The following is a 16,277-nucleotide window of genomic DNA, read 5'->3' on the forward strand; positions in this document are numbered from 1 at the left end:
TAGTGCTCACGCGGTGTCAGCAAAAAACTCCGGGCGTGAGACCAGTTCTCAGTCGTCGGCAACAACCTTGTGAGCGGCGTACAACATGCCGCGTTCGTCCATCAGCGAGACGGTCGCCAGCCGCAACGCGTGCGGCCATCCCAGCGGCGTCGCACTGTCGGGTTCGCCCGTATCGAAATACTGCTCGGGGAGGTAGCTGGTGTCCTCACAGAGCACACCGCCCGGGAGGACGAGTTCCAAGAGTTCCCGGGCCCGTGAGGCGGCTTCGACCGCGCGGTCGTCGTCGTTGTCGGCCATGAGGGCAGCCAGTTGGGCGGCGGCGTTGGCACCCCAGCCGGTCGAGACGGTCCAGATTTTCTCGTGGCCCTGCTCGCCCTGTCGCCAGCCGTCGCCCTCGTAGCGGAACAGCCCCGCGATGTCGCTGTCGTCGGGGTCCTGCCAGAGGGCTTTGATCATGGTGTGGACGTGAGAATCGAGGCGGTCGAGACGGTCGTCGTCGACGGTGCCGATCTTGTCGTAGGCCAGATGCGCGCCGATGAGACCCAGCGTCGAGGAGTCGGCCCGGCGGTCGAGGCCGCCCTCGCCGTGTTCCCGGAGTGCGTAGATGCCGCGATCCGACAGCCAGAGGTGGTCAACAGCGTCGTACACGCGGGTAGCTTGGTGGCGGGCGTGGTCGGCGATCGGGAGATCCGTCGCCGCCAGCGCGCTGTAGGCTTCGAGGAAGGTTGCTGTCGTGTGTGTGAATCGACCGATGGAATCCTCCCACGCGTTCTGACAGACCATCGGGCGGCCGTCATCGAGCAGGGTTTCATCGAGGCTGTCGACAGCGTCTTCAAGCGTGTCGATAACGCGTTTTTCGAGTTTTCTGTCATCGATGCCGGCGGCATAATAGCTGGCCAGGAAGGCGATGACGCTGCCGGTCTGGTCGGCCTGATAGTCGACGCCGTCGCCGGCTTCCAGCCGGGCGTTGGCCCAGCCGGGCGCGAGCGCGCCGTTGTGCGGCCAGACGCGATGGGGCCAACTGCCGTCGGCGCGTTGGGTCTCACAGTAGGCTCGCGCGCTGCGGGCATGCCAATCCGCCAAGTCGAGGTCGAGATGCTGGTCGGATTCCAGCACGAACAGCGCGATTTCGGCGTCGTCGCGGAACCACGTGTAGCCGTAGCCGCCCGAATGGCGGTAATAGGGGTCGAAATCCGGGCCGGCCATCCGGAGGCCGGTGTCGCCCGTCAAAAGCGAGAGTACCCGCACGTCGGCAGCGACCGACTCGTGAAGCGGGATGTCAGCGTCGGGATCGACTGGAGCCCTCTCGTCGGCCGCCGCGGTGAACGCCTCGCGGTCGGTGAACTCCGAACTGAGAGTTTCCATCCGATCGAGGGCGTCGCTACGCTCGGTTTCTTCCCAGTCGGTCAGCAGCGTGATCAGCGTCGTCGAACCGTCGTGCAACGGGAGCCAACAGACGAGGTCGCCGCTGAGGCGGTCTTCGGCGTAGCGACCGTCGTGTGGCGGTCGCGGGTACTCCGTCGGTTCGTCGGAAATGAGGTCGTCAAAGGTCGCGGGAATCTGCCCGCGGAAGCCTGAAAAGCCGGTCGAACTCCCGAGGAAGTCGTGTTCAGTCTCGTGGTAGACCTCGATCACGTCCTCGTGGTGGAGTTGGCCGACGCGGCTGTGGCGGCCATCAGGAGCCAGCGAGACGTAGGCGATGATCTCGGCGTGTTCGATCTCGGTCTCGAAGCCCGTGAGGTGGGCATCGCCGAGCGTGAGATCGAGTTGGGTGACCTCGCCGATCGGCGTGTCGTGGGTCGTCACGACGAGGCCCGTGCCGTCGTGGTACGTCTGCGTGGAGGCTTCGTCGTCGAACCAGTGTTTGATGCCGTCGACCGTGACGCCGAACCGTGATCGAACCATCCCCGTCAGCCCCGAGAGTGGGTAGCCGAAGTCACGGAGGACACCCTCCTCAACGTGGACAAGCCGCCCGTCGCCGCCCGAAAACCGGCCGGAAAGGGTTCGTCGCTCGCCCGGGAACAGGGTCTCCTCGCCCGACGCCCGTTTGTAGTCGTCGAGCGCGTCACGGAGTCGCATACCGCTTCTCACTCGGCCACCCGTATTAATCCTTGGTGTATTTGTTGTTCACACGTTTTCACGAACGCCAACAATCAAGACGATTCCGCGAGAGCACCCACGTATGTCCGATCCCGGGCCGCCACGGTTCGTCGCCGTCGACGAGACGGTGCAGTTGGCTCCCGCCGCTCCCGACCCAGACGCCGCCTACCGCTGGTCCCTCCGCGACGGGCCGGCCGACAGCCGCGTATCCGTCGGCGACGACGCCGTCATCGAAGTCACGCCCGACGTAGCGGGGAGGTATCGGTTCGAACTCGACGGCCCCGACGGCACCGCCACCCAGACCGTCCGGGCGTTTCCGAACTGTAACACGGCAGTCGAACTCGAACTCCCGTTCGAGGACGTTCCCGATGACGTGGAGGAAATCGACTCGGTCTCCGTCGTCGGCTCGTTCAATGACCAACTGGTCGGCCGCGATCGACCGCGGCGCGACACCGGCCGGTTCGTCCTCGACGTTGAGTTGCCACCGGGCGAACACCACTACGGCTTCTGTTTCAACGGCGATCTCGGGCTCCAAGTCCACGACTCGGTGACGATTCCCGGCCCGGGGCGGCCGCGCTGTGGACTCGAAACGAGGATCGACAGCGACGACGAAACCGACACCCTCGTCGTCGAAGCCGACGCAGCCGCTGCTCCCGACAGCGAGTACGCCGACAGCGACCTCGCTGTCGAGTTCGTCGTCGACGAGCGCGACGCCCTCCCCGACGCAGCGATCGAAACTGACGACCGAACGCTCCGGGTGCCGGTCGCCGACCTGCCCGAACGAACGCGGATTCACGCCGTCGCCGTCGGCGAGCGACACTCGGTTGCCGACACGGTCGATGTTCGCCGCGACGGAACTGGCGTCACCGCCCGGCAGCCCAACGAACCGCCGGCGTGGGCCGAATCGCCAACTGTGTACGAGATATTCGTTCGCTCCTTCGCCGGCGAGACGTTGTCGGCGACGTTTGCGGAGATCGAGCGGCGGATCGAATATCTCGAATCCCTCGCGGTCGACGTGCTCTGGCTGACGCCGATCCTCGCCAGCCCGACCGATCACGGCTACCACATCACCGACTACTTCAGCACCGCTGACGATCTGGGGAGCCGCGCGGCCTTCGAATCGCTGGTCGATCGGTGCCACGAAGCAGATATCCGGGTCGTCTTTGATCTGGTCATCAACCACACCTCCCGGGATCACCCGGCGTTTCAACTCCACTCGGCGGACGTCGCGGGCTACGACGACTACTACGCCCGGGTGCCGCGGGAGCGGGACGGCACCGGCATCGACTGGGCCGGCGAGGATGCCCCGGAGTTCTACTTCAACTGGGAACGGATTCCCAACCTCAACTACCGGTCACTCGACGTGCGGGACTGGATGCTCGCCGTCGTCGACGAGTGGGCCGATGTGGTCGACGGTTTCCGGTGTGACATCGCGTGGGGCGTCCCACACAGCTTCTGGAAGGAGGTCCGCGAGCGCGTCCCCGAGGACTTCCTCATGCTCGATGAGACGATCCCACGGGATCCGCAGTTCCACGAAGCCGAGTTTCAGATGCACTACGACAGCACGCTCCACAGCACGCTCCGGGAGGTCGGCTGCGGCGAGACCCCCGCCAGCACGGTTTTCGACGCCCTCGACGACACGCGCTGGCAGGGCTTCCCCGACTCGGCCGTCCACCTCCGGTACGTCGAAAACCACGACGAAACCCGGTATCTCGACGACTGCGGCGAGGCGAGTCTCCGGGCGGCCGCGGCAGCGACGTTTACACTGCCGGGCGCGCCGATGCTCTACTACGGCCAGGAGCGCGGGATGACGAGCCAGCGCGGCCCGATGAAATGGCACGACGGCGACAGCGACCTGACGGAGTTCCATCGATCGCTGGCGTGGCTGCGTCGAGACCAGCCCGTGTTGCGAGACGGCAGCGTCGAACCGCTCGACCTGCGCGTCGTCGAAATCACGAAGGAAAGCGAAACAGGCGAGAAAGCGGTTGTCGACGACGATTCGGATGTTTATACTGACGACGACGATGCCAACGATGCCGACGATACCGACGATAACGCCGACACTGACCCCGCGACCGACGATGACGACGCAGCGACGGAAACAGCGGTGGACGACGAGGACGACACGGCGGAATCTGACTCATCGGTCACCATCGAAATCGACGACGACCCCGACCGCGTCATCGGCTTCGCCCGCGACAACGGCGACGACCGGCTGCTGGTCGTCCTCAACTTCAGCGAGACGGCGAAAACGGTCGCGCTGCCGACCGCTGTTGGCGACACAGATCTCCGAACTGACACCCCGCTCAGGAAGCGGTACGATCCGGATGCCAGCGACGGCGACACCGCTGGCGACTACGTTGTCGTTGACGACGTGCTGATCTGTCGGCCAGCGTAGCAGCGGCACCGCTCAGCGGGAAAAGATCGAGGCCGACTTACTCGAAAAGGTCGTCGACAGCTGATTCAGCGGCTTCGACGGCTTCGGTAGCGACTGCCTCGGGGTCGGCCTCGGCGTCGTCGGTCGTGTTGAGGTAGACATCGAGATCCAAGACGCCGTCCTCAAAGCTGACCGTAATATCGAGATCCGTGACCGATGAGTTCGCAAACCGCGAGAGGACAAGGCCCTCAGCGGCCTCAGCGGCGGTTTCGACGACCGTTTCGTCGCTCGGCTCCGTACTCATTTACGCGCCGCCAGCGCCACCCGGACCGGCCGGGCCCTGCGGGCCGCCGGCACCGCCGAGCATCTGCTGGAGTTCGTCCTGCAGGTCCTCGAATTTCTCCTGAACGCGGGACTCCTGTTTGTCGAGTTTGTCGACGCGGACTTCGAGGTTCTCGACTTTCTCTTCGAGCTGCTCGCTGGCGGACTCGTAGTCGGTCTCGATGAGGAGTTCGCCGATCTCACGGTACATGACCGTGTCGTCGTCGACGCCGTCGAGGGCATCGAGGGCGGCTTCGGCGTCCGCGAGGGCACTCTCGGCACCCTGTTTCTGCTCGGCGACCTCTTGGGCCGTCTCCTGAAGGTCCTGCAGTGTTTCGAGTTTGTCCTGGGCTTCCGGCGGTAGATTACCCTGCATACGCCGTCGGAGGGTCGCCACATGGAAAAAGCCATGCAATTCCGACGCGGCGGCTAACCCAACGACGGCACCGACCTTGAGGGCCAACTCGACCGGCGACTACGTCGGTCGACCGAGCACGTCGTCGGCGACGGTCTCAGCAGTCGCCACGTAGCGACACCAACTGTTGATACCCGCCCGGAGCGCGACCCGATCGGTCGCCTCGATTGTGACAGTGAGGACCGCCGCCTCGCGGGCAACAGTGGCTCCCGAGCGGTCGTCGTCGAGTTCGCCGACTTCGACGGCGATGCTACGCTCGACGCGGCGTGCGGCCGTGGCTGTCGGGTACTCGAACCGCAAGACGGTAGAATGAGACTGCGACACGACCCGCCGTCAGTTCACGTCGACTTCTTTGATGCCGCCGCCGCGTTCCTTCAGCAGGACGCGGTGNCCGCAGTACGGACAGCGGACGCCNCCGTACTCGTCGAGNNTCACGTCGCGNTTACAGCGGGAACANTTGTANNTCATAGACGCCTTACTCGTCGTCCTCGNGCGAGTGCTGCGCGGATCGAGCGGCGGACCTGTCGGCCGCCCGGGGTCTGGGGCTTGTACGCGCCGCCGGCGAACTTCTCGCCGGTCTCCTCGTTGACCCAGATACCGGTGCCGACGCGAGTGACGCTGTCGCCGTCGACCTCGGCGTTCTGCATTCCTGCTTCGATCTCCTTGACTCGTTTGCGGGATACACGTCCGTACCGCGCGCCGAACCGGCCGGCGCTCCCGGTGGATCGTGCCTTGTCCTCGGCCATAGTGCAACACGGTACCGCCAGCGCGGATAAAAAGCTGTTGAGTCGCCCCGAGGCACGCCCTGCCGCCACTACTCGCGGGCCGCCCTTTCGAGTCGCTGTCGCTCCTTGCGGAGGAACCGCTCCCAGACGCCGAACAGCGCGCTGTTTAGCCCGTAGACCGCGTCGATTTCCCGCACCCATTCGTCGTCGGCGAACAGCGCGGCCTGAAACCGCCGCACTCGCGGCGACAGCGACTCGCGGTGGCCGGTGTAGTACGCGAGGCTCTCCTCGTGGGTTCGTTCGACCAACGCCTGTGGCACGCTAATCCCGGACTCGCGGGCGACGTGGACGAACCATTCGAGATGCAGGATCGCGTCCGCCAGCACGAACCGCTCGCGGAACCCCGAGAGATGAGACGGGGCCGGCCGGCCGTCGACCAGCGCGTCCCCCGGGCTGCTGAACCGGGGCACCGACACGGCGAGATCGCGGCTGTACGGCGCGGCGACTCGCCGGAGTCGGTACTCGCCGTAGCGCACCGGCCCAAGCAGGCTGAGCTCGTACCACACCGGCAGCCACTCACAGAACGGTTCGGAAAACACGGCGTCAGCAAGCAGGTCGGCCGCGATCGACCGGCAGATCGCGGGATCGAGTTCGTTCGGCGGCCGGCCCGACCGCATTGCGTCGACGCCAGTCTCGTAGGCGACGAAGTCGGTGGTGTCAAATCCCATCTCGTCGGCGACGTATTCGACGTACTCCGCGCCGATCCGATACCAGTCAGCGAAGTCGGCAGCGGTGCGAAGCCGGAGCAACGAGAGGACGCTCACACCGCTACTCGGACCGGCGACTCCTTAGCTTAGCACCGTCGGCGAGGAGCAGCGGTGGCGCGGTGTCGGCAACGACGACGCCGACGTGAGGCTTTTCGTCACGCCGGCCGTGGGTTCGATATGACACGGCTGATTTCTGCCGAAGCGTTCCGTGACCGCCTCGACAGCGGCGAGTCGCTGACGGTCGTCGACACCCGCGACGACGAGGGGTTCACGGAGTGGCGGGTGCCCGGCGCGATCCAGTACACCTACAAGCCGTTTCAGGCGTTCGACCGCGCCGAATTCGAGGCCGAAACCGGGCTCGGGCCCGAGGAGACCATCGTCATGATGTGTGCCAAGGGGAAATCCTCCGAGGCACTCGCAGATGATCTGACGGCGGCCGGTTACGAGGACGTAACGGTCGTCGAGGGCGGGATGGAAGCGTGGAGCGCGGTCTACGATCACGTCACCATCGCCTACGAGGACTTCACCCTCGTGCAACTCCAACGCCGCGCGAAGGGATGCCTGGGCTACGTCGTCGTCAGTGACGGCGAGGCTGCCGTTATCGACGCGACGCGGCACACCGACGAGTTCCGCGCGGCCGCCGACCACCTCGACAGCGAGATCGTGGCCGTCTTCGATACCCACATCCACGCCGACCACCTCTCCGGCGGCCGCCAACTCGCCGCCGACCTCGACGTGCCCTACTACCTCGGCGAGGACGCCGCCGACCGCGGCGTCGACTACGACTACGACGCGCTGGCGGCCAACGAGGTCGTCCAGATCGGCGACCTCTCGATTAAGGCTCTCTCGACGCCCGGCCACACTTCCGAGATGGTGAGCTACCTGCTGGGCGACGAGGCCGTCGTCACGGGCGATACGGTCTTCGTCGACAGCGTCGGCCGAACCGAACTCCAGTTCGGCGACGGCGAGGCGACGACCGGCGCAGAGTTGCTGTACAACTCGCTGCACCGCACGCTTTTGGCCGAACCCGATGCCGTGAACGTCCTGCCCGGCCACTTCTCGGTCGCCAGCGACGGGACGACGCCGATCACGCATGGCGAGCCGGTAGATACGACAATTGGCACCCTGCGGACGACACTTGACGTGTTGCAGTCCGACCGCGAGGCCTTCGTCGAGCGTGTAACCGCCACACTACCTGAGAAGCCGCCGAACTACGAGACGATCATCGGGATCAACAGCGGCCGCGACGCCGCCGACAGCGAGCAGGCAGCTATCGAACTCGAACTCGGGCCGAACCGGTGTGCGGCCGAAGTCGACGCCGACTGAAGGCCGTAGATCGTGGCTAACACGGGATCAGTCGAGATCAAGGAAATCGAGCGAACAGTGGTCAGCGATCAGGTCGGCGGCCTGCTCGTACGGCGAGGCACTAGGCGTCGATTCCGTTGGTCGCTCGCGGCCGGCCGCATCGAAGACTTGCTCGACGAACGCGGTTCTCGCCGTCTCGTTTTCAAATAGACCGTGGAGGTAACAACCGAGCACATCGCCGTTGCTGGCACCGAGTGCGGCACTCGCTTCGCCGTCACGGGCGAACGGCATTTCGACGGCCTCGGTCGCTTCTGTGGTTCCCATGTGTATTTCGTAGCCCGAGACAGATCCCGCTGCACCCGCAAGCGGGCCCGTACCGTCGAGGTCGAGCGTCGTGTCGACGACGCGTTTGGTCTCGCTGAACGTCGTCGTCACGGGCAGCAGTCCGACGCCGTCGAGCGTTGCGTTCTCGTCGTCGACTTCGGTGCCTTCGATTTCGGCGTTATCAATCTGGTCGCCGAGGATCTGGTAGCCGCCACAGAGGCCGATGATCGGGCCGTCGAACGCGCGGAGCTCGTCATCGAAGCCAGCCTCCTGTATCGCCAGCAGGTCGTCGACCGTGTTTTTCGTCCCCGGGATCACGGCCGCGTCGGCGTCGTCGAGCGACGCGTTGAGCGGAACGTAGGCGACCCGGACGCCCGGCTCGGCGGCCAACGGTTCGAGATCGGTGAAATTCGAGACCCGCGGGAGCCGCGGGACGGCCACCGTCACCGAGTGCTCGGGGGCGACACCGTCGTCATCGCCCCGGATCGCGCGCTCGTCGGTCGCCGGTAGATCAACGCTATCCTCGGCCGGGAGGCCAGGATCGTCGTACGGCAGCACGCCGAGTACGTCGATGCCGGTTCGCTCCTCGAAGGCGTCGACGCCGCTGTCAAGCAGCGAGCGGTCGCCCCGGAACTTCGTGATGACGACACCGACCACGCGTTCGCGGAGGTCATCGGGCATGAGTTCGAGCGTGCCGACGAGCGACGCGAAGACGCCGCCGCGCTCGATATCGCCGACGAGCAGGATGTCGGCATCGGCGAAGCGGGCGGTTTCGATGTTGGCGAGATCGCGGTCGTGGAAGTTGATCTCCGCGATCGAGCCCGCGCCTTCGGCGACGATCACGTCGTGGGCGGCCGCCAGCCGGTCGTGGGCGGCGACGGCGGCCTCGCGGGCTGTCTCCCAGTGGTCGTCGTAATACTCCCCGGCCGCGTAGTGGCCGACGGCGACGCCGTCGACGACGAGTTGGGATTCGCCCTCGCCGCGGGGTTTGAGGAGAACGGGGTTGCAGTCGGTCGTCGGCGAGACGCGGGCGGCGCGAGCCTGGACGTACTGGGAGACGCCGATCTCGCCGTAGGCGTCGCCGTCGCCGGCATCGTCCGTTGTTTCGGGGGCGCGTGGCACCGCTCGCGCGTTGTTGCTCATGTTCTGAGCCTTGAACGGCGCGACCGAGACGCCACGGTCGGCCAGCAGGCGGCAGAGGCCCGCCGCGACCGTCGACTTGCCGACGTGGGAGGCGGTGCCGGCGACGAGGACAGTGCGGGTCATCTCAGTATTCGGTCCCGGACCGGGCGCGCTGGCCGGCGTCGATCGGGTGTTTTCGCTTGCTGATTTCGGAGATCAGGTCGGCGGCGTCGTCGAGATATGTCGGTTCGGTGTGGCTGCCGGTGAGCACGAGTTCGAGGTTCGGCGGCTTGGTCTCGATGAGATCACAGACCGCCCCGGGTGCGACGAGATCGCGGTCGGCGGCATAGAGGATTTCATCGAGGATCAGCATGTGAACACCATCTTCGGGATCGCTGTCGAGTGGAAACGGTGCCGTGAGGTCGGCGTCGGCTGCGGCGGCGATGAGGTCTCGCGTCCGTTCGAGCCCAGCGTCGGCTTCCGTTTCGTGATCTTCCTCGCGGCTACCGTCAGCCATGTTGTGCCAGCCGTAGTGGCCCGTATTCTCGTAGGAGAAGCCCGGCATCGCCGCGATGGCGTTGTACTCCCCGCGCACGTCGTCGACGCTGTCCGCGCCGCCCTTCATGAACTGTAGCATGTGGACCCGGTAGCCGTGGCCGGCGGCGCGAAAGCCCATCCCCATCGCCGCGGTCGTTTTGCCCTTGCCGTCGCCCCAGAAGGCCTGTACGAAGCCGAACTCGTCGGGCGCGGCGGGCTCGATGGGACGGGCCTCGGGAGCGACACCGCCACCCGGCGTTTGGCGGTGAGCGGGGGTATCAGCGGCGGGCTGATCCGCTGGCGTGTCGGACGCGTCGGATCGGCCCGCTGGCTCGTCGGTCATACACGCTCGTTGGACGCCACGCGTATCTGGGTTGCGTTCGGTGGCGGTCCGACGATCACACGTCGAGTGCGGCGAGCAGGCGGTCGTTCTGCTTGGGGCGTTTGACGGCGACGCGGATGTGGGAGTCCAGTCCGCGGAACGTCGTCGCGTCGCGGACGACGACACCCCTGTCGCGGGCCGCGTCGACAACCTCGTCGACGGACTGGTCGGTCTCACAGAGGAGGAAGGGCGCGTCCGACGGAGCGACATCGAAGCGGGTTTCGAGGCGGTCGCGCATGCGCTCGCGTTCGGCGGCGACCTGCTCGCAGGTCTCCTCGACGAACTCGGTGTCTTTGAGACAGTGCGCGCCGACCGCGGCGGCGGGCGTGCTGAGCGTCCACGCCGGTCGAGCCACGTCGAGCCGTTCTCTGAGGTCGCCAGTCGCCACCAGAAATCCGGCTCTGAGGCCAGGAAGTCCGAAAATCTTCGTCAACGAGCGGGCGACGACGACGCCCGGTGTGCCAGCCATCGAGGGGCGGTCGGTAAAATCGAGGAACGCCTCGTCGACACAGAGTACGGTATCGGCCGCTGCACAGCGGTCGGCAAGGGAGCGCAGTGCGGCTGTCTCGTAGGATTCACCGGTCGGGTTGTTCGGGTTACAGACGATGACGAGGTCGTGAGCCGTCGGATCGACAGCCATCACCTCGTCGTGGGGGACGAACTCGGGAGTGCCGCCCTGTAGTCTGATTTCGCGGTCGTACTCGCCGAAGCTCGGCGTCGGGACGACAACGCTGTCGCCGTCGTCGACGACGACCGAAAACAGCAGCCGCATCCCGGTCAGCGAGCCGGCCGCGGGGATGATCTCGTTGCCAGTAACCCCGATGTAGTCGGCCGCAGCGGCGCGGAACTCACAGTAGTCGTCGACAGGGTACTGTCTGGATGCCGGCAGGGCCGCCTCGTAGACGGTAGCGACTCCCGAGGGTGTTCGCGGATTCGTGTTCGCACTGAAATCCAGTAACTGGGGGTCTGCTTCGCCGCCGTGGGCCACACGGCTAAGGGAGTCGATTGCCTCGGGGTCCATCACCCGAATATATGCGTCAGTTCATATAAATATTAGTTCCTAGTAGTGTAAATTTGATTTTGGTTTGCAGTGATATTCTTGGGTTTACTGATGATCGAGCCACGCCTCGACCGCGCGGAGATCCCCCGGCCGATTAACGTTGTACGCGAGCCGGTTGTCTTGCCAGACAACCGTTCGCTCGACCCCATCGCCGACGACGTTGAGACCGGTCGGCACGACGGACTCGCCGTCGTGATCGATCGTCGTCTCCGCGCTAACGCCGAGATCAGCGGCGAGCGAGGCCGGCACACAGACAGTCAGCGAGTCGCCGGCGGCAATCGCGACTGCTCGGTCGACGTGGTTGGCAGTTACCAACGGGAGGTCGGCCGCGACTGTCACGGTCGGCGTATCGAGCCGTGCCAACGCCTCGCGGAGATCAGCGACGTAGCCCTCGCCCGCCGTCTCGATGCACTCGATACCTTCCAGTCCGACGAGATGAGCGGCCGTCTCCGGTGTCGCCGGCGAGACCGCCGCCGCGACCGTCGTGAGCGAACTCGCTTGCAACGCGGCAACGACCCGGTCAATCATCGGCTCATCGCCGACCTCGACGAGCGGTTTTTCCGTGTCACCGACTGCCGGCCGAAGGCGGCTGCCCTCGCCGCCGCACATGACGAGGCCGGTCGTCGCCCGCGAGTCGTTGCCGTTCGTCGCTCGGGTGTCGGTCCCGGCCGTCGCCGGCGGATCACTCACGTCAGAATCCATACCGACACCCCCACGTGGAGTGCGAGTGCCCGGGCCATCTCGTTGGTCGCACCGAGCAGATCGCCGCTCACGCCGTCGAGCGTGCGGTGGCCCCACGTCAGTACCGCCAGCCCAACCGCCGGCCCGGTCGCCACCGCAGCCAGCAACGCGATCGCCAGCCCTTCAGGCGCGGCCGCGACCGCCGGCAGCGACACCAGCAGGGCCGGCCCGAACGCCCGGTAGCTGAGTTCGCCGACGAGTTGGGCACCGAGACCGTCGTGAGCCGGCCGACCGTAACAGGCAAGCAGGGCCATCCCGAGTTTCGCGCCGACCTCCGCGGCGACAACGAGCCGGAACGCCCGCCACGAGCCGATGCCAGCGAACGACAGCACGCCGAGTGCTAACACGAGCAGCGTTACACCCAGCAGGAGCGCGCCGCCGACGCCAGTAGCCGAGTCCTTCAGGACCTCCCGCGTGCGATCGACGTCGCCGTGGACCGCCAGCGCGTCGCCGAGGTCAGCCAGCCCGTCAGCGTGGGTGACACCGGTAATCAGGTAGAGACCGACGAGGTAGGCTGCCACCAGCGTCGGCGGTTGGACGGGGAGGAAAAACACGCTCCCGACGAGGCCGCCGACGAGATAGCCGACCAGCGGCAGGCTGTAGGCCGCCCGGCGGAACGCCTCCCAGTCGGCTTCGCCGCCGCCGACTGGAATCCGCGTCAGGAAGCCGACCGCACCGCGGATCGCGCGGCCGACGGCGAGCAGCGGGTTCGATTCAGACACCGACGATCACCGCCGTTGTAAGCGTCGTGAGCCAGCCAGCCCGGCGGACGAGGGCGACACCGCGGTGGCCCTCGGTCGTCGTCGGCAGCGATGCGACCGGATTGAGCGTGTAATGATCGGGCTTTTCGAGTGTGACACCGAGGGCGGCCGAAAGCGTCGCCATCGGCCAGCCCGCGTTCGGGGAGGTCGGTGCCCGCGCCCAGCGTCGCCCCGTCAGCAGCGGATCGGGCGATAGCGCGGCCGCCGAGATGGCGAACGCCGTCAGCCGCGCGGGCAGCCACATGACGAGGTCGTCGAGGCGCGCGCTCGCCCAGCCGACCGGTTTCGAGGGATACCCCACCATCGAATCCATCGTGTTGACGGCCTTGATCCACGCCGCCGCCGCGGTCGCCACCGCCAGCGTTGCGAACGGCGTGAGCCACCGGCCGGCAACGACGCTGGCGACGCCGAAGCCGGCCAGCGGTGCGACGAAGCCGTCCGACAGGTTCTCAGCCGCGCTCTCGACGGCCGCGCTTCGGACGTGACCGGCCGACAAATCGGCGGCATCTCGGCCAGCCAAGGCCAGCAATGCCTCGCGTGCGCCCGCGATGTCAGTATCCGTTCGATCGAGGACGTCGCCGGCTGTCGTACAGAGCAGCCGGAGGCTGATCGCCGAAAAGAGGACGACGGCGGCGACGACGCCACCGGCCAGCGGTGCGATGTTGCCAGCGAACCACACCGCGAGGGCGACGACCCCGGCTGCGAGAAGCGGGAGGCCGACGGCGGCGACGCTTCCGACGAGGCGTGGCGTACGCCACTGACGGTCGAGGGGGCCGACCAGCCGGCCGAACCACGCGACAGGATGCAGCCGATCCGGTGGCTCGCCGACAAAATGATCGAGTCCGACAGCCGCGAGCACGACGCCGGCGGCCATCAGCGACATTGCTGGCCCTCGGTAAGTCTCGTTCGGAGGTCAGTCAGCGGCGTTTCGGTCACGTCGATGAACTCCCCGCCGCAGTCGGTGATGCCGCCGTCAGTCGCGGGCGTGTCGCCGACGACGACGAGGGCAGCGGCGTCGACGCCGAGTTGGCGAGCCAGCGTGTCGAACGCCCGCGAGTCGGGTTTCCGCCACCCGCAGGCGACGCTGGAGACGATAGCATCGAAGGCATCGCGGTCGAGCGCCGACCGGATCAGCGTTCGGTTGACCAACTCGGGGACCGAACAGTTCGACAGCAGTCCGACAGGGCCGATCTCGCTCGCGGCAGCGACGGCCTCAACCGCGCCGTCTCGCGTCTCAACTGCGGGATCGAAGGCGTTGACGACGGCCCGGCGGGCGGCGTTGCCCGACGCGTCGATTCCGCGGCTGTCGAGTGCGGCGGCGACGTGAGCGGGCAGCGGGACTTCGGCTCCTTCGGGGGCGTCGATGTGAGGTTCGCTGTAGGCAGTCGCCCAGTCGTCGGGGACGCTGACGTCGATGGCGGCGAGTTCGTCGGCGACGGCGGCCGCTGGCTCGGAGGTGTCGTCGACGGCGACGAGCGTGCCGAACAGATCGAAGGCGACGGCGACCGTGGAAGTCACTACCAGTGGGTTCGCTACCAGCGGCTTGAAAACATCGGTGAGCGGCTGTCAGTCGAGTGTCGACCGGGTGAGAGTGAGAAGGTGAGAGTAGGAGAGTGCGTCGGGAAGGGTCTGTCTTACGCGAGGCGCGCGAAGGCGAGCGTCCCGCTGATGTTCTTGATGTAGATCTCGACCTCGTCGCCCTCCTCGGCGCCGGGGACGAAGATGGTGTACTTGCCTTTCTCGGCGACGCCGTCGCCCTTGCGGCCGGTGCCAGTGATCTTGACCTCGTAGGTCTCGCCCTCTTCGACGTCCGGGCGGTCGGACCGCTGGGAGCTCGACTGCCGTTTGGCGACCGGGCGGAACGCGCCGCAGGCCTCACAGCGCAGCATCTGGGTGCGGTCCTCGGTGACGAGTCGGGTGTCGGGCAGGCCACACTCCGAGCAGGTGACGTACTCGGCGATGTAGGCGTCGATGGCGGCGTCGAAGTCGCTCGCCGAGAAGTCGCCGTTGTACCGCGCGCGGCCGTCGTCGTACTGGCCGGCGGTCCCGAGTTCCTGCTGGATCGAACTGTGGATGTGTTCGGGATCGCGGTTGAGCGCGTCGCCGAGAGACGCGAGGTTGGTCAGTCGTGTAAACGCGCCGTCCTTCTGGGCTTCGGCGTCCGGCACGTCGAGCCGTTCGTCCGACCCCTCGAAGTCCGGCAGATCCTCCATTGCCCGGTCAAGCGTCGCCTCGTAGTCCATACGTGTGGTGATGTAGTCGGCGGCTAAATGCGTTGTGAGACAGGAATCCACATCCGTCGCCGCGCATACGCGAACGTACGACCATGATTCGGTGGCTCGACGGAAACACCGAAATCGACGACAAATCGGCTGGAAAACGGATCTCCGTTGGTCGGAGGAGAAGTCCGCCCTCCCCGAATTGAACTCACTCACTCCCGCCGGTCGTTCGCTGCTCAATACGGGTCGGGACGGAGTTTACACTGCTCACTTACGTTCGCAAGAAAATCCGCCCTCCCCGAATTGAACGGGGGACAAGTCGATCTACAGTCGACTGCTCTACCAGGCTGAGCTAAGGGCGGGCACTCCCTCGTATCCCGGTCGCACAATTAAGGGTTACTGTTCCGAGCGCGGCAGCGGCAGACGCGTGTCAGACATAGTGGGAAGATTGATAATCCTGTGTAACACACGTATGTCACATGAGTAAGATCACGTTCCGCGCCGACGACGACCTCGTCGGCCGGTTAGAGGCCTTCGACGCCTCGAAATCCGAGGTTATGCGGGAGGCCCTCCGCCAGTACCTCGACGGGACGGAACGTGAGACAACCGCGCAAACGACTGACGCACCCACGCATACGTCCGACGCGGAGTCGATCGACGACCTCATCGACGAGCGAATCGACCGCATCGTCGCCGAACGCGTCGATTCCGCGCTGGCGGCCCGCCGCGAGACCGCCGACACCGGCACCGACGTATCGGTCAATATCACCCTTGACGGGGTCGATGAGGGGGCATCAGTCACCGAACAGACCGTCGAACGTAAGACAAACGCAGTCGAAACCGACCCCCAGCCGGAACCGACTGACGCCGACGCCAGCGCGCACAGCTGCGGCCAGTGTGGCGAAGACGTGGACAGCGAGCACGTCTACTGCCCGAACTGCGGCGAAAAGGCCACTCGGCGGCTGTTCTGTGACTGCGGCGACGAGCTCCGCTCGGACTGGGCGTTTTGTCCTGGCTGCGGTCGTCGCACCCCCGCAGCCGACGTGTTGGACAAACAATGACAGACACTCACCCCGATTTCACGGCGTCATGTCTGCCACGATAGGCGGAACGTCTTACAT

The 16,277-nt window shown here is 66.1% G+C and carries 18 protein-coding genes and 1 tRNA gene; 3 read left to right on the forward strand and 16 right to left on the reverse strand.

From position 1 onward, the window contains the following. Nucleotides 1-48: 48 nt before the first annotated feature. Entirely contained in the window at nucleotides 49-2,079 is a 2,031-nt protein-coding gene (locus EGH24_RS02545) for a glycoside hydrolase family 15 protein (protein WP_142978601.1), read from the reverse strand. Nucleotides 2,080-2,182: 103 nt separating this feature from the next. On the opposite strand from EGH24_RS02545, the gene EGH24_RS02550 reads away from it, so the two are divergent. Beyond that, nucleotides 2,183-4,498 carry an alpha-amylase family glycosyl hydrolase gene (locus EGH24_RS02550; protein WP_221886696.1) on the forward strand — a complete coding sequence of 772 codons (2,316 nt, stop codon included), beginning with the start codon at nucleotides 2,183-2,185 and terminating at the stop codon, nucleotides 4,496-4,498. A gap of 37 nt (nucleotides 4,499-4,535) precedes the next feature. Here the strand turns inward: EGH24_RS02550 and EGH24_RS02555 are convergent, their stop codons facing one another. The 6 genes from EGH24_RS02555 to EGH24_RS02580 all read right to left on the reverse strand — a co-directional run bounded on the left by EGH24_RS02555 (nucleotide 4,536) and on the right by EGH24_RS02580 (nucleotide 6,762). Next, the gene (locus tag EGH24_RS02555) at nucleotides 4,536-4,781 is read right to left on the reverse strand and encodes a DUF3194 domain-containing protein (RefSeq protein WP_142978602.1); all 246 of its coding nucleotides are present in this window, start codon (nucleotides 4,779-4,781) and stop codon (nucleotides 4,536-4,538) included. Beyond that, nucleotides 4,782-5,174, reverse strand: a complete 393-nt coding sequence (locus tag EGH24_RS02560; protein ID WP_142978603.1) for a prefoldin subunit beta — start codon at nucleotides 5,172-5,174, stop codon at nucleotides 4,782-4,784. It abuts the gene before it with no gap. A 99-nt stretch (nucleotides 5,175-5,273) separates the two neighbouring features. Further along, nucleotides 5,274-5,537, reverse strand: coding sequence for a KEOPS complex subunit Pcc1 (locus EGH24_RS02565; RefSeq protein ID WP_142978604.1), 264 nt, complete (start codon nucleotides 5,535-5,537; stop codon nucleotides 5,274-5,276). A 9-nt stretch (nucleotides 5,538-5,546) separates the two neighbouring features. Beyond that, complete coding sequence (locus EGH24_RS02570) at nucleotides 5,547-5,681, reverse strand: DNA-directed RNA polymerase subunit P (protein WP_142978605.1); 135 nt, start codon at nucleotides 5,679-5,681, stop codon at nucleotides 5,547-5,549. After that, a complete protein-coding gene (locus EGH24_RS02575; protein WP_142978606.1) occupies nucleotides 5,678-5,959 on the reverse strand; it encodes a 50S ribosomal protein L37ae in 282 nt (93 codons plus the stop codon). The genes EGH24_RS02570 and EGH24_RS02575 overlap by 4 nt, the downstream gene beginning before the upstream one ends. A 68-nt stretch (nucleotides 5,960-6,027) precedes the next feature. Next, nucleotides 6,028-6,762, reverse strand: a complete 735-nt coding sequence (locus EGH24_RS02580) for a hypothetical protein (RefSeq protein ID WP_142978607.1) — start codon at nucleotides 6,760-6,762, stop codon at nucleotides 6,028-6,030. A gap of 120 nt (nucleotides 6,763-6,882) precedes the next feature. On the opposite strand from EGH24_RS02580, the gene EGH24_RS02585 reads away from it, so the two are divergent. Then, a complete protein-coding gene (locus tag EGH24_RS02585; protein ID WP_142978608.1) occupies nucleotides 6,883-8,031 on the forward strand; it encodes an MBL fold metallo-hydrolase in 1,149 nt (382 codons plus the stop codon). A gap of 27 nt (nucleotides 8,032-8,058) precedes the next feature. Here EGH24_RS02585 and EGH24_RS02590 read toward each other — a convergent pair whose 3' ends face one another. The 9 genes from EGH24_RS02590 to EGH24_RS02630 form a co-directional block, all read right to left on the reverse strand. Next, complete coding sequence (locus tag EGH24_RS02590; RefSeq protein WP_142978609.1) at nucleotides 8,059-9,600, reverse strand: cobyric acid synthase; 1,542 nt, start codon at nucleotides 9,598-9,600, stop codon at nucleotides 8,059-8,061. 1 nt (nucleotide 9,601) lies between these two features. After that, nucleotides 9,602-10,336 (reverse strand): cob(I)yrinic acid a,c-diamide adenosyltransferase, encoded by a 735-nt coding sequence (locus EGH24_RS02595; protein WP_142978610.1) that lies wholly within the window; start codon nucleotides 10,334-10,336, stop codon nucleotides 9,602-9,604. 55 nt (nucleotides 10,337-10,391) lie between these two features. Then, nucleotides 10,392-11,396 carry a threonine-phosphate decarboxylase CobD gene (gene cobD / locus EGH24_RS02600; RefSeq protein ID WP_142978611.1) on the reverse strand — a complete coding sequence of 335 codons (1,005 nt, stop codon included), beginning with the start codon at nucleotides 11,394-11,396 and terminating at the stop codon, nucleotides 10,392-10,394. A gap of 84 nt (nucleotides 11,397-11,480) precedes the next feature. Then, complete coding sequence (locus tag EGH24_RS02605; RefSeq protein WP_321167805.1) at nucleotides 11,481-12,137, reverse strand: NTP transferase domain-containing protein; 657 nt, start codon at nucleotides 12,135-12,137, stop codon at nucleotides 11,481-11,483. Next, nucleotides 12,122-12,898: an adenosylcobinamide-GDP ribazoletransferase gene (gene cobS, locus EGH24_RS02610; RefSeq protein ID WP_246057874.1), complete on the reverse strand. Its 777-nt coding sequence runs from the start codon at nucleotides 12,896-12,898 to the stop codon at nucleotides 12,122-12,124. The genes EGH24_RS02605 and cobS overlap by 16 nt, the downstream gene beginning before the upstream one ends. Continuing rightward, nucleotides 12,891-13,820, reverse strand: a complete 930-nt coding sequence (cbiB, locus tag EGH24_RS02615) for an adenosylcobinamide-phosphate synthase CbiB (RefSeq protein ID WP_142978612.1) — start codon at nucleotides 13,818-13,820, stop codon at nucleotides 12,891-12,893. The genes cobS and cbiB overlap by 8 nt, the downstream gene beginning before the upstream one ends. Beyond that, nucleotides 13,811-14,455: an HAD family hydrolase gene (locus EGH24_RS02620; protein ID WP_142978613.1), complete on the reverse strand. Its 645-nt coding sequence runs from the start codon at nucleotides 14,453-14,455 to the stop codon at nucleotides 13,811-13,813. The genes cbiB and EGH24_RS02620 overlap by 10 nt, the downstream gene beginning before the upstream one ends. A gap of 116 nt (nucleotides 14,456-14,571) precedes the next feature. Further along, nucleotides 14,572-15,180, reverse strand: coding sequence for a translation initiation factor IF-2 subunit beta (locus EGH24_RS02625; protein WP_142978614.1), 609 nt, complete (start codon nucleotides 15,178-15,180; stop codon nucleotides 14,572-14,574). Nucleotides 15,181-15,444: 264 nt separating this feature from the next. Next, nucleotides 15,445-15,518: transfer RNA gene (locus tag EGH24_RS02630), tRNA-Tyr, on the reverse strand. Nucleotides 15,519-15,635: 117 nt separating this feature from the next. Here EGH24_RS02630 and EGH24_RS02635 point away from each other — a divergent pair. Further along, entirely contained in the window at nucleotides 15,636-16,217 is a 582-nt protein-coding gene (locus EGH24_RS02635; protein WP_142978615.1) for a double zinc ribbon domain-containing protein, read from the forward strand. Nucleotides 16,218-16,277: the final 60 nt, after the last annotated feature.

The sequence above is a fragment of the Halonotius terrestris genome (assembly GCF_006861665.1).
Lineage (GTDB): Archaea > Halobacteriota > Halobacteria > Halobacteriales > Haloferacaceae > Halonotius > Halonotius terrestris.

Excerpts from the sequence above, each read along its gene's own strand:
- EGH24_RS02545 (WP_142978601.1), bottom strand. The coding sequence starts at position 2,079 with ATGCGACTCCGTGACGCGCTCGACGACTACAAACGGGCGTCGGGCGAG.
- EGH24_RS02550 (WP_221886696.1), top strand. The coding sequence starts at position 2,183 with ATGTCCGATCCCGGGCCGCCACGGTTCGTCGCCGTCGACGAGACGGTG.
- EGH24_RS02555 (WP_142978602.1), bottom strand. The coding sequence starts at position 4,781 with ATGAGTACGGAGCCGAGCGACGAAACGGTCGTCGAAACCGCCGCTGAG.
- EGH24_RS02560 (WP_142978603.1), bottom strand. The coding sequence starts at position 5,174 with ATGCAGGGTAATCTACCGCCGGAAGCCCAGGACAAACTCGAAACACTG.
- EGH24_RS02585 (WP_142978608.1), top strand. The coding sequence starts at position 6,883 with ATGACACGGCTGATTTCTGCCGAAGCGTTCCGTGACCGCCTCGACAGC.
- EGH24_RS02590 (WP_142978609.1), bottom strand. The coding sequence starts at position 9,600 with ATGACCCGCACTGTCCTCGTCGCCGGCACCGCCTCCCACGTCGGCAAG.
- EGH24_RS02595 (WP_142978610.1), bottom strand. The coding sequence starts at position 10,336 with ATGACCGACGAGCCAGCGGGCCGATCCGACGCGTCCGACACGCCAGCG.
- cobD (WP_142978611.1), bottom strand. The coding sequence starts at position 11,396 with ATGGACCCCGAGGCAATCGACTCCCTTAGCCGTGTGGCCCACGGCGGC.
- EGH24_RS02605 (WP_321167805.1), bottom strand. The coding sequence starts at position 12,137 with ATGGATTCTGACGTGAGTGATCCGCCGGCGACGGCCGGGACCGACACC.
- cbiB (WP_142978612.1), bottom strand. The coding sequence starts at position 13,820 with ATGTCGCTGATGGCCGCCGGCGTCGTGCTCGCGGCTGTCGGACTCGAT.
- EGH24_RS02625 (WP_142978614.1), bottom strand. The coding sequence starts at position 15,180 with ATGGACTACGAGGCGACGCTTGACCGGGCAATGGAGGATCTGCCGGAC.
- EGH24_RS02635 (WP_142978615.1), top strand. The coding sequence starts at position 15,636 with ATGAGTAAGATCACGTTCCGCGCCGACGACGACCTCGTCGGCCGGTTA.